Genomic DNA, 13183 nt, shown 5'->3' on the forward strand with positions numbered 1-13183 from the left:
CGATTTCCCAAGCTGTACAGCAACGTCTAAATTTGAATAAAAATCTCATCCGACCACTTACCCAGTTCAGTGGTGGCGGCGGAGAAATAACAATAACGGTTTGGCGGCATGACACTGATTTATGCAGTGTCATGCCGCCAGAAGTACACCCGATGGAGACTGCAATGTTAGCTTACCCTCACCTGCTCACCCCCCTTGATCTTGGTTTTACTACACTGAAAAATCGCGTATTAATGGGTTCAATGCATACCGGGCTGGAAGAGTTACCCGATGGCCCGCAACGCCTGGCCGCATTCTATGCTGAGCGAGCTACGGGGGGGGTGGGCCTGATTGTCACCGGTGGAATTGCCCCCAATAGCAAAGGCGTGGTGTATCAAGGTGCCTCAGTATTAAATGACGTAGCGCAACTCCCGCATCATCAAATTGTAACCGATGCAGTTCACCAGGCTGGCGGTAAAATCGCATTGCAAATTCTCCATGCAGGCCGCTACAGCTATCAGAAATACCCCGTGGCCCCTTCTGCATTACAAGCGCCGATCAACCCTTTTACACCGCAAGCGCTGAGCGGCGATGAAGTGCTACAAACCATTGCCGACTTCGCTCACTGCTCACAGCTCGCGAAACAAGCCGGTTATGATGGTGTTGAGGTGATGGGTTCTGAGGGGTATTTGATTAATCAGTTCTTAACCGCACGAACCAATCAGCGCGATGATGAATGGGGGGGAGATTTCACTCACCGAATGCGTTTTGCGGTAGAAATTGTGCGGGCAGTACGGCAGGCGACCGGGCCTGATTTCATCCTAATTTACCGCCTGTCGATGCTTGATCTGGTGGAAGAGGGTTCAAGTTGGGAAGAGGTTGTTCAGTTAGCACAAGCTATTGAGCAGGCTGGAGCCACGCTGATCAATACCGGTATCGGCTGGCATGAAGCGCGCATTCCAACCATTGCCACAATGGTGCCACGGGCTGGGTTTAGCTGGGTCACCCACAAGTTGATGGGGAAAGTAACCATTCCTCTTATCACCACTAACCGCATCAATGATCCCACAGTGGCCGAACAAGTATTAGCAGACGGCTGCGCCGATATGGTATCGATGGCACGCCCATTCCTCGCTGATGCGGCTTTTGTACAAAAAGCGGCACAGAATAGAGCTGATGAAATTAATACCTGCATTGGTTGTAATCAAGCCTGTCTGGACCAAATTTTTGATGGCAAACTGACCTCATGCCTGGTTAATCCGCGTGCCTGCCGTGAAACTGAAATGCCAATAGTAGCCACTAAGATCCCGAAACGGCTGGCCGTCGTAGGCTCCGGCCCTGCTGGGTTAGCGTTTGCCGTCACTGCCGCCAGCCGCGGGCATCAGGTCACGCTCTTTGAGGCTGCCGCCGATATCGGCGGTCAGTTTAATATCGCCAAACAGATCCCTGGCAAAGAAGAGTTCTACGAGACACTGCGCTATTTCCGCCGCCAGTTAGTGTTGCACGGCGTGGAACAACACCTGAATACGCGGGTGCAAGCGGCACAACTGGCTGCGTTTGATGAGGTGATCCTCGCTTGTGGCATCCAGCCACGCTTACCGGATATCAGCGGTATTGACCATCCTAAGGTACTGACTTATCTGGATGTGCTGCGCGATAAAAAACCGGTCGGTGACCGTGTGGCAATTATCGGGGCGGGCGGGATTGGTTTCGATACCGCCGAATACCTCAGTCAGTCGGGTGAGTCCAGCAGCCTTAACAGCGAAGCCTTCAGCAGCGAATGGGGCATCGATCAAGCGCTGGAACACCGTGGCGGGCTGGCACCGGAAGGCGCTAAAGTACACTCATCCCCACGGCAGATCTTCTTGTTACAACGAAAACCCAGCAAGGTCGGCGAAAACTTAGGTAAAACCACTGGCTGGATCCACCGCACCAGCCTGGCCATGCGCGGCGTAAAAATGCTCAATAGTGTCAGCTATGAGGCAATTGATGATGAAGGTTTACATATCACCCGTGCCGATCAACACAGTTGCCTGCCAGTCGATACCATTATTATTTGCGCCGGTCAGGAACCGCGCAGAGAATTACATCAGCCACTGCTGGAGATGGGTAAAACCGTACATTTAATTGGCGGCGCAGATGTGGCGGTCGAGCTGGATGCCCGTCGAGCGATTGATCAAGGGACACGTCTGGCGCTGGCAATATAAGTAGAAATAAGAAAATAGGGTGTGCGGTTAACGGCAAAGTGACTTATAGCTTAGTGAGTGAAGGGTTGACCGCACCTCGGGGCACTCCGACGGCACGTTTCCCCTTCATTTGGCTTTGTCAGTAGTCTGACAGGAGGTGGAAGCCCCCTGTCAGACTACGATTAAAAGTCACTGTATGACATATCCAGGCTACCACTACCACCGCCCTCAGAGCGAGATGAGGCCGTTTTCACCGCTTTCAGCACCATAAACTTCTGGTTTGAATCCAGCGTTTCGCAGTTACCGAACAAACGTTTAAGTTTGTGGAAGTAATCCAGATGGCGGTTCCCGACAATCATCAGCTCGCCACCGGTCTTCAGGCAGCGCTTGGCATCACAGAACATCTGCCATGCTACATGGTCGCTAACCGCGTGCTGCTGATGGAACGGAGGGTTGCATAGCACCAATTGCAGGCTCTCACGTTCGACCCCCGCCAAACCATGACTCACCATGAATTCACAGCGTGACAAGTCTTGTGGGCGGTTATAGGTGATATTCAGCTCGCTCGAAGCCACTGCCATGTAGGATTCATCGACAAACAGCATCTCTGCCAGTGGGTTTTGCTCTAGCGCAATTAACCCGACAACCCCGTTACCGCAGCCCAGATCCGCTATCTTACCGCTCACATCATACGGCAGGATCTCCATAAAGAAGCGCGCGCCGATATCCAGATTATTGCGGGAAAATACATTAGCGTGGTTATGGATAACATACTCGGTATTAGCCAGTGGCCAGTCGACCGTTTCCGGCGCATCTGCCAGAGGGATATCCGCCACTTCACAGTGGATCAAGCGCGCTTTCTTCCACGCCAGCGTGGTTTTTGTCGGCCCGAGAATTTTTTCAAATAATTGTAGGGTGGAATTATGAACATCGCGCGATTTCGCACCGGCGATAATCACCGTATCTGGCGCAACCACACGACGCAGAGCATGTAATTGATGCTCGAGCAACGCTAATGCTTTAGGGATCTTAATCACCACCAGCTTAGGTGCTTGCGGCAAGGCATCCATGCAGCTCAATAACGTTACCGCATCTTCATCCAGATGGTTTAAACCCAAATTATGCGTCGTCGCCAGTTGGCTCATATAAGAGTCACTGACACTGAACGGGCGATGGGCGTGTAATGCGCAAGCCAGCGTGCCAAATTGATCGTTAAACACCAGCACAGGGCGGCCATCAATCTGGTCTAAGTCAATGTTTTGTAGCAGATATTCATCTGCTGCTTCCCACGCCTGTAGGGTCGTGGAATTTTCCTGCGGGGGGAAACGTTCCAGCTCAAGGCTCTGCGTTCCCAGTAAGAGTTGGCTCATCACCGCTCCTGAATAATAAATTTGGGCTGTTTATCCCCTAAAACGGGCGATCAGTAAAATGTTTTTTTACTTAAATGCTGTTTTATCGAAACCAAGGCCGGCTAAAAGGGGGAGATAACTAGGGCATGGCTGGGAAATCAGGCTAACAAACGCCTCAAAAATGCTTAATGAAGCGTGTATTTTACCCCGACACCAATCATTACAAAACCTTGTTTTCATGCTAATTCATTATCAATTGATTCAAATTCTGTTGGATCAACATAGAATTTCCCGTCAGACGAATCTCAATAGGTTATTAATTATATATGATGAGTCATTCATAAAACCAATTAAATAATAAATCATTTAATTGCACCTGAAATTATTTTTATATCAAAAATAAACTTTCGGACTAACCGTTATATTTTTCGTCATTCATAAAGTTTTAATATTAATTACCAGGAAGGTAAATCAATAATGTATATATCAAATATTACTCAGCCGGGTGGTCATACCCTTACCCGGAAGATATCTTCAAATCATCGCCTATCTCCATGCGCCAAGGCCATCGGTGCCTTGTTGCTTATTCTGAACAGCACCGCCGCGTGGGCCAATGTTGATGCTGTAAAAAAAACACATATACAGGGAATTGAAAATACAGAAGACCACAGGCTACAGCAGCGGATACGTGAAATGCAAAGTCACTCCCTGCATCTGAGAATCGATCTTAGGGAGGTAATGACAAAACTTGATCAATACAAGAACTTATATACTGATATTAAACCACTTTCCATCCAAGAAGTGAGCAACCTGGAAGATAAGAAGAAGTATCTGGAGAGGCAGATAGTGCAACATGATGCTCATGAGCGGCAACTACAACAGTTAATCGAATCTCGAAATCCCCGTCTGCTGACCGAGGATGATACATATAAGCCACAACCATTGTCCCCATCAACAAAGCCCACACCATCTGAATCTAAATTACCGTATCGTGAAATTACCGATATCGTAATGAACGTTATCGAAGTGGTTGAAATAGCAGCAGACATACCAGAATTTATAAAATATACAACAGAAGAACGAGCGGATATACAAACAAGAAGAAACAGAACGATTGCAACTGCTACTCGGTCGGAAATAGTGCCATTACTTTTCACTAATTTACTCATGGCCCAGCCAGCAGTGAAAGAAAGAGTCGACGCAGAAATTATAAGAATGGCACAAATAAAGGCTTTGCAACAAAACATTGATAAGTTAAATAATAAACAATTCCCGGATAAGGAAGAACAACGTAAGAAATCGACAAAAGATGAAAATGTAACGACTTCAAATAAAGTTGTTGAAGATACAATGTCCGCAGAAGTAAATGATGTTTTTACTGAGATTGATCAACTCGGCCAGGCTGTATTCTCTAATATATTGTTTACTGCTAAACCAGAGGTTAGCGCCATAGAAACAGTCAAAAATAAATCTGAAAATAAATTAGGGAGTACATCTACAAATGTAAATGCAGACATATCTCCCACTCATGAGGGAGTAGTGAATAAGTATAAAATACGAGTAACGCAAAAAGCGGAGAATGCTGTCCTCAATGACTCAGGTTCATTAACGCTCATTGGTAACGCCCAAGCGGTCAATACTCTAGTTGATACCGATAATCAGTGGTCATTTTTTGCATTAGAGAACGAAAGTCACGCTGATACCACTACAATTCGCAAGGGTACTATGTCGGTAACAGGCAATGCCACTGCTTCAAAGACTTTTGTCGGTTTAACTGAAGAGGAAAATAAGCAGCAACCAGTAAGCTCTGAAACAACGATAAAAATGGATATATCCACAACCAAGAAAGTCACAAATACCACAGTTGGAATGCATGGCAAAGTCGATCTCAATCGTAATGCAATTATGGAAAAAACGCATATAAAAAAAGGAGGAGAATTAGTCGTTAAAGGGGAAGACAACCCAACGCTATCAGACACCACAGTTGAAGGTACCTTAGAGTTACAAATGAGTGATGTAATACTAAATGGCAAAACTGTATTTTTGCCCGGTTCAGTATTAAAAGGCAATAACTATAGCATTACGAATAATGGCGATATTATTTTCGAAGGCACTGGTGGCGAAATAGCAGTATATTCATATATGGACGGCGATGGTTCATTAACCATAGACAGTCCTGAAGAAACACTCACATTACAAGGTGCAGAATATATATATATAGGTCTAACCAATATACAAGCAGGTACATTACAAATATCAGAAACAAACTTTTCTTCTAGCCCAATTATAGGTCAGGCAGGTGCTGAACTCGTATTATCTAATAGTTTACTCGAGACCAGTGTTAACGGTGGTCGTATGGCTCTCAATGAGAAAAGCATATGGAATATAACTAGAGATTCTCGTGTTGATGGACTTTATACTTCAAAAAATAGCCAGCTCAATCTTAGTAGTAAATTATTCGGCCATCACCGGATAGGTAACAAACTGACCATTAACGGAGATTATCACAGCAGCGGTGGTGAATTGACTTTTTATAGTAAGTTAGCAGGGGATAATTCCGAGACTGACTCTATGCTGGTTGAAGGCAATACATCGGGTCACACTAACGTGCGAGTCATTGATTTAATGGGGGAAGGTGCGCAAACTGATTTAGGTATTCTATTAATTGAGGTTAAAGGTCAATCTAATGGAGACTTTAAACAAGTTGGCCGTATTACCGCCGGTGCTTATGAATATAAGCTAGGTCGTGGTGAGGCGGCCCGTAACAAAAATTGGTACCTGACCAGTAATACTGACAAATTCGCACCAAAAGAAAAAGATAAGGCTGAAGTTATACCTGAAAAAGATGATAAAATAGTTAAACCATACAGTTCACCACATGAGGTCATAAAAGCCTCCAGCAAGAGTCATTACCCCGCAAATCGTATAGATGCATTCCTGACTACACTAGAAATGGCATTTAAACCAGTAGAGTCGGAGGATACGTCAGTTGTTAAACCCACAGAGACTCCAGCTAATGCCCTGCCAACAGCTATTGTGGCAACGCCAACCAACGCTAAACCCGAGAGCACTCCAGTGCCTAACCCCACAGAGACGCCAGCCAAAGCTCTGCCAACGGCTATTGTAGCAACGCCAACCAACGCTGAACCCGAGAGCACTCCAGTGCCTAACCCCACAGAGACGCCAGCCAAAGCTCTGCCAACGGCTATTGTAGCAACGCCAGCTAACGTTAAGAACAGCACAAAAATCCCCCAAAAAACCTATAAACCAGTTTATCGGCCAGAAAATGGCAGTTATATTGCCAATATCTCAATGGCGAGAAATCTGTTTACTTCAGGCTTAGAAAATCGCTCTGGCAATTATCACTATAAGGATGCTATTACCGGCGAATGGCGTGTTTCCAGCATGTGGATGCATACTCAAGGCGGAAGAAAACAGTTTGGTAACACTATTGACCAATTGAATATCAAAGGTAAATACCACTCTATTCAACTTGGCGGGGATCTTGTTCAGTGGGATATCGGTACTCAAGGCAGCGGGCGGATTGGAGTGTTGGCCGGATTAGGCAAAGCAACTAACTACAGCCAATCTAAGGTCACAGGCTATTACTCTAATGGTTCTGTTAATGGTTATAACCTTGGTGTATATGCAACCTGGCTTACTGACCAGCAAGAGAGCATCGGCTTCTATATTGATACTTTGGCACAATATAGTTGGTTTAATAATAAGGTAAATGGTCAGGAACAGATAGAAGAGAAATATAAATCGTCTGGTTTCACCAGTTCAGTAGAAAGCGGTTATGCCTTTAATATTGGCAGCACTGAGCAACTGAGTTATTTCATTCAGCCCAGCGCACAAATTACCTGGGTGGGTATAAATGCTAAAACTCATACTACAGCCAATAAAGATGTAATAACTTATGACAATAAAGGTCAGTTAATTACTCGCATTGGTGCGAAAACTTACCTGAAAACCATTAATAACCCGAACAAACAATTTATGCCATTTATTGCTGTTAACTGGCTTCACCAAAATAAAAATACCGGCACACAACTTTCTGGTAAAAGTGTTGAAGACAACAACAAAAGTAGTGCTGAATTTAAGATTGGTATAGAGAGTAAAATTGACCAAAATTTACATGCTTGGGCAAATGTAAATCATCAAATAGGACATGATAATACAAACGACACTAATGCCTTAGTCGGCATAAAGTACTCTTTCTAAGAGCAACAAAAGATACCTGCAAATATATTGCAGGTATCTGCCTATTGGTTTGAACAATATGGGTAAACCATTTCCTAAAAACTCAGATTAGCCAGGGCACCTTAGCAACGTTTCGCAACACAAATATTATCCTCTGGAGAGTTACTCTAAATGGGTTAAGGGTTAAGGGTTAAGGGTTAAGGGTTAAGGGTTAAGGGTTAAGTATGAACGAGAAGAAACTCATTCAAGTTTAATGATGTTGGTATTGAGCCTTTGTAACTAACGATTAGAGGTTATCCAAGGAGTGAGTTCTGTCTAAACAATAGGATTTTGTCTAAACAGTAGGAAAACGCTATTATCGTCCTAATACAACCATCAATAACTTCATTAAATTAGGTAGAACAAACGCATATGCAGGAACTGACTTATCTGCAAGGCTACCCCGAACACTTACAATCTCAGGTGCGTCAGCTCATCACTGAGCAGCGGCTGGGCAATGTATTACGTCAGCGCTATCCGCAACCACATGATTACAAAACGGATAAAATGCTGTACCAATATACGATTGATTTAAAAAACCAATATCTACGCAATTCCCAGCCACTGAGTAAAGTGGCCTATGACAGTAAAATTCAAGTGATGAAGCACGCACTCGGCCTACACACGGCTATTTCCAGAGTGCAAGGCGGTAAATTGAAAGCCAAGGCAGAGATCCGCGTAGCAACAGTGTTTAAAAACTCGCCAGAAGCCTTCCTGAAAATGATTGTGGTCCATGAGTTAGCGCATTTGAAAGAGAAAGATCACAACAAAGCATTCTACAGTTTGTGTTGCCATATGGAGCCGCAATATCATCAGTTAGAATTTGATACGCGCCTCTATCTGACACACTTGGATCTATTTGGCACAATTTACTAGTATTTGATTTACAAATAATATTCGCCAAGAAAGCAAACAGTGGCTCTACGGAGTATGCCATTTGGCGATTCACCGTGTTTTTATTCTATAGGAATGGAGTTCACTATGATTCGCTTCGCTGTTATTGGCACCAACTGGATCACGGCACGCTTTGTCGATGCTGCCCATGAAAGTGGGAAAATGAAACTGGTGGCGGTTTATTCCCGCAAGCTGGAGCAAGCTCAAGGGTTTGGTGATGACTATAACGTCACTGAATGCTTCACTGATCTGGCAGCACTTGCGGCCAGCGATCAGATTGACGCGGTGTATATTGCCAGCCCAAACTCACTGCATTACTCTCAGGCACACCTCTTCCTCAGCCATAAGAAGCACGTTATTTGTGAGAAATCACTGTCATCAAATCTGGCTGAAGTTGAGTCCTTGGTTGCCTGCGCCCGCCAGCATCAAGTGGTGTTGTTTGAAGCCTTTAAAACCGCCTATCTGCCTAACTTTATTGAGTTAAAAAAATCGCTACCGCGCATAGGGAAAATGCGCAAAGCTTTTATTAATTTTTGCCAATATTCATCGCGTTATCAGCGTTATCTGAATGGCGAAAACCCCAATACCTTTAATCCGGCATTTTCCAACGGTTCAATTATGGATATTGGTTATTATTGTCTGGCCAGTGCATTGGCATTGTGGGGCAAGCCGAAATCCGTGTTGGCAAGCGCCAGTCTGCTGCCAAGTGGTGTCGATGCGCACGGTACCGTCATCTTGAATTACGGTGATTTCGATGTGGCTATTATTCACTCAAAAGTGAGTCAGTCAGATATCCCAAGTGAAATTCAGGGGGAAGCCGGTTCACTGGTTATCGAAAGTATCTCTGAATGCCTGTCTGTTGCTTTTACTCCACGCGACAGCCATTCCCAAGATCTGACGCAGCCACAGCACATTAATACTATGCTGTATGAAGCTGAGGTTTTTGCCAATCTGGTGGAAAACAATCAGGTGGAACACGATGGATTACAGCTATCATTGCTGACATCACGTATCCAAACTGACATCCGCCGCCAAACCGGTGTTACCTTCCCGGCCGATACCCAGCCACCGGCTGTCAGTTAATTTGCTTTCAGTGATTGACCAACAGCCCATTTTCTATTATTTTTGCGCGGCAAAGGGGAGTAACTTCATTGCCGGTCAGCCGTCATTACGGTGCGAAAGCACCCGGTTACCGGGCAACCTCATGATGTACAGGCACCTGTTCGGGGCTAATACATCATCAGATGTTGTAAGTGAGACCTTGCCGGAAGGCGAGGTTTGCTTGCAGCTCAGACATAGCGGCTGGCGTCTTCCGACGTTGGCCGTTTTGTTTTTATGAGGTTTATAAATGATGAATACCGTGGGTACTCCCTTACTGTGGGGTAGTTTTGCTGTCGTAGTGACAATTATGCTCGCCATCGATTTACTGGCACAGGGACGGCGTGGTTCGCAAACCATGACACTGCGTCAGGCTGCCTGTTGGTCGCTAGTGTGGGTTAGCTTATCGTTGCTGTTTAACGCCGGCTTCTGGTGGTATTTGGCAGAGACAGTCGGTCGCGAAATTGCCGACAAACAAGCTCTCGCCTTTTTGACCGGCTACCTGATCGAAAAAGCGCTCGCGGTCGATAATGTCTTCGTCTGGCTAATGCTGTTTAGCTACTTCGCCGTTCCTGCCAATTTACAGCGTCGAGTGCTGATTTACGGTGTTCTGGGCGCTATCGTGCTAAGAACCATTATGATCTTTGCAGGTAGCTGGCTGGTATCACAATTCAGTTGGATTCTGTATCTGTTCGGTGCTTTCCTGCTGTTTACCGGGATCAAAATGGCATTGGCGAAAGAAGACGATACGCCGATTGGCGAGAAACCGTTGGTTCGCTGGATCCGCAATCATCTGCGCATGACCGACGAGCTGCATGGCGACCGCTTTATTGTGCGCAAAAATGGCTTGATCTACGCGACGCCGCTGGTGCTGGTGCTGATTCTGGTTGAGTTGAGTGACGTTATCTTTGCCGTCGACAGTATCCCGGCTATTTTTGCGGTGACCACCGATCCGTTTATCGTACTGACCTCTAACCTGTTTGCGATTCTTGGCTTGCGTGCCATGTACTTCTTATTGGCAAATGTGGCCGAACGTTTCTCGATGCTGAAATATGGTCTGGCCGTGATTCTGGTGTTTATCGGTACCAAAATGATGATTATCGATCTATTCCATATCCCGATCAGCATTTCATTAGGCGTCGTGGCGGGTATTTTAGCCCTGACATTACTGATTAACGCTTGGGTGAATCATCGTGCGGACCGCCGTTCCGTAGCGGATAAATCTGCCCATAAATAAGCACTCCAACGCTACAATCTCTTATGCGGGGTAAGTCTTGCCCCGCATTTATCTCGCATATCACCTTAACAGCCAAATGTTATTGCGATCACACAAATGTAAACAAAATGTTATGAAATATTGATCCGCATTGTATTTTGCTGATTGGCTCTTTCCTGCTCAATAGATTCCCTTATACTGACAAAGCAAATACACCCAGTTACAAATAATATTAAGTTACAGGTGTGAAGAATAACCACTCAGCCCCGTTCCGGCTTGGGTGATAAATAGCAAAAAATAAAACAAGTTTAACTTGGGAAGAGGTATCACCGGAAACTATGGAAAAGACACCATCTGGATTTATCGGGCTTATCGCTCGCGGCAGTTTAGTTAAACAGATACTTGTTGGCCTGATCGCCGGCATCGTTTTAGCATTAGTCTCAACTCAAGCTGCAATGGCTGTGGGTCTGTTAGGCACATTATTTGTTGGCGCATTGAAAGCCGTCGCACCAGTATTGGTATTGATGCTAGTAATGGCTTCTATTGCCAACCATAAACAGGGCCAAAAGACCAGTATCCGCCCTATTTTGTTCTTATATCTGTTAGGCACTTTTTCAGCCGCGCTTATTGCCGTGGTGGTTAGCTTTATATTCCCATCGGTTCTGATTCTGGCCACGAATACTGCCGAAATCACCCCGCCAAGTGGAATTGTCGAAGTCCTTAAAGGCTTGTTGAGCAGCATAATTGCCAACCCAATCCATGCGCTGCTTAATGCCAACTATATCGGTATTCTGGCTTGGGCCGTGGGGCTGGGGATCGCCTTACGCCATGCTGCGGATACAACGAAAGCACTCATAAATGATATGTCTGATGCGGTGACCAAAGTGGTGCGAGTGGTTATTCGCTTCGCTCCGCTGGGTATTTTCGGCCTGGTGGCGTCCACGATGGCAGAGACAGGTTTTGGCGTGTTAGTGAGCTATGCACAGTTATTAGTGGTATTGATTGGATGTATGTTACTGGTGGCATTAGTAGTTAACCCACTGATTGTTTACTGGAAAATCCGCCGTAATCCCTATCCGTTGGTGTTTGCCTGCCTGCGTGAGAGTGGTGTTACCGCCTTCTTTACCCGCAGTTCTGCCGCCAACATTCCCGTTAATATGGAAATGTGCAAGAAGATGAATCTGAATGAAGACACCTACTCCGTCTCCATTCCGCTGGGTGCCACCATCAATATGGCGGGTGCGGCAATTACCATTACCGTGCTAACACTGGCGGCAGTTCATACACTGGGTATTCCAGTTGATTTGCCAACGGCTCTGCTGCTGAGCGTAGTCGCGGCAGTCTGTGCCTGTGGTGCATCTGGCGTAGCCGGTGGCTCGCTGTTACTGATCCCGCTGGCGTGCGGCATGTTCGGTATTCCGAACGAAATCGCCATGCAAGTAGTTGCTGTAGGTTTCATCATCGGCGTATTGCAGGATTCAGCTGAAACCGCGCTGAACTCCTCAACCGACGTGCTGTTTACCGCCGCAGCCTGCCAGGCTGACGATGCCAGACTGGCTAACCCAGACCCATTGGCGAGCCGTAAATCGGTCTAAATCGCGTCACAAAGATAAGCGTTGGGGGCTTTATTGCCCCCATTTTCACTATGCGACTTCTGCTTTTTTCACTATGTCTTTTTCCCCTTTCTTCTCCGTCAGGAATGGGTCTATCCCTTTCAGTTGCAGGCGATAAAAACGAATAATATTGAAGCCGTTAAGCAGTAAGAAACTGCCTTCAATCAATGAGCCGCCGATAGAACCCAACCAGACATTATGGATAACCCAGCAGACGGTAGATACCCACATCACGCAGCGGGTGGTCAGGCCCGTGGTGCGAAATAGTGCCCAAGTGCTGATAACGGTGCCAAAAATCGGCAATATCTCGATTGCGTGCTGCATACGCCAGAAACCAAAAGCCAACGTCAACAGGATAAATACCATCATGGCAATACTGCTGCGGGTTTTGGCGGCCACAAGGTTTCGTAGCGCATTAAGCATAGCGCTACTCCCGGCAGCACTGGCTCCCATCAGGAAGAAATGGCAACCGATAATGGTGCTGTAAGCAGAGAGTTGAAGTTTGAAACGCCGCTCATCGCGGTTGAAAAACATGGTAATACCGACAAAAAATGCCAGTACACCAATGGCTTGAGCAAACCAATAGAGGGTCATGGTGGAAAATCC

Annotated in this window: 8 protein-coding genes; 6 read left to right on the forward strand and 2 right to left on the reverse strand. The window is 46.0% G+C overall.

Going from position 1 to position 13183, the window contains the following annotated elements; genetic code table 11:
* The first annotated feature begins 164 nt into the window (after window positions 1–164).
* Window positions 165–2186, forward strand: a complete 2022-nt coding sequence (locus tag AT01_RS09715; protein WP_042547008.1) for an NADPH-dependent 2,4-dienoyl-CoA reductase — start codon at window positions 165–167, stop codon at window positions 2184–2186.
* Window positions 2187–2347: 161 nt separating this feature from the next.
* Here AT01_RS09715 and rlmG read toward each other — a convergent pair whose 3' ends face one another.
* A complete protein-coding gene (gene rlmG, locus AT01_RS09720) occupies window positions 2348–3535 on the reverse strand; it encodes a 23S rRNA (guanine(1835)-N(2))-methyltransferase RlmG (protein WP_042547009.1) in 1188 nt (395 codons plus the stop codon).
* 456 nt (window positions 3536–3991) lie between these two features.
* Here rlmG and AT01_RS21920 point away from each other — a divergent pair, with 456 nt between their 5' ends.
* From AT01_RS21920 to sstT, 5 genes are all read left to right on the forward strand, one after another.
* Window positions 3992–7738: an autotransporter outer membrane beta-barrel domain-containing protein gene (locus AT01_RS21920; RefSeq protein ID WP_052489962.1), complete on the forward strand. Its 3747-nt coding sequence runs from the start codon at window positions 3992–3994 to the stop codon at window positions 7736–7738.
* A gap of 390 nt (window positions 7739–8128) precedes the next feature.
* Entirely contained in the window at window positions 8129–8632 is a 504-nt protein-coding gene (locus AT01_RS09730) for a M48 metallopeptidase family protein (RefSeq protein ID WP_042547010.1), read from the forward strand.
* 105 nt (window positions 8633–8737) lie between these two features.
* A complete protein-coding gene (locus AT01_RS09735; RefSeq protein ID WP_042547011.1) occupies window positions 8738–9733 on the forward strand; it encodes a Gfo/Idh/MocA family protein in 996 nt (331 codons plus the stop codon).
* 265 nt (window positions 9734–9998) lie between these two features.
* Entirely contained in the window at window positions 9999–10985 is a 987-nt protein-coding gene (locus tag AT01_RS09740) for a TerC family protein (protein ID WP_042547012.1), read from the forward strand.
* A 317-nt stretch (window positions 10986–11302) separates the two neighbouring features.
* Window positions 11303–12559, forward strand: coding sequence for a serine/threonine transporter SstT (gene sstT / locus AT01_RS09745; protein ID WP_004705281.1), 1257 nt, complete (start codon window positions 11303–11305; stop codon window positions 12557–12559).
* A gap of 48 nt (window positions 12560–12607) precedes the next feature.
* On the opposite strand, the gene AT01_RS09750 is transcribed toward sstT, so the two are convergent.
* Window positions 12608–13171, reverse strand: coding sequence for a YgjV family protein (locus AT01_RS09750; protein ID WP_042547013.1), 564 nt, complete (start codon window positions 13169–13171; stop codon window positions 12608–12610).
* Window positions 13172–13183 lie beyond the last annotated feature (12 nt).

The sequence above is a fragment of the Yersinia aldovae 670-83 genome (assembly GCF_000834395.1).
Classification (GTDB): Bacteria; Pseudomonadota; Gammaproteobacteria; order Enterobacterales; family Enterobacteriaceae; genus Yersinia; species Yersinia aldovae.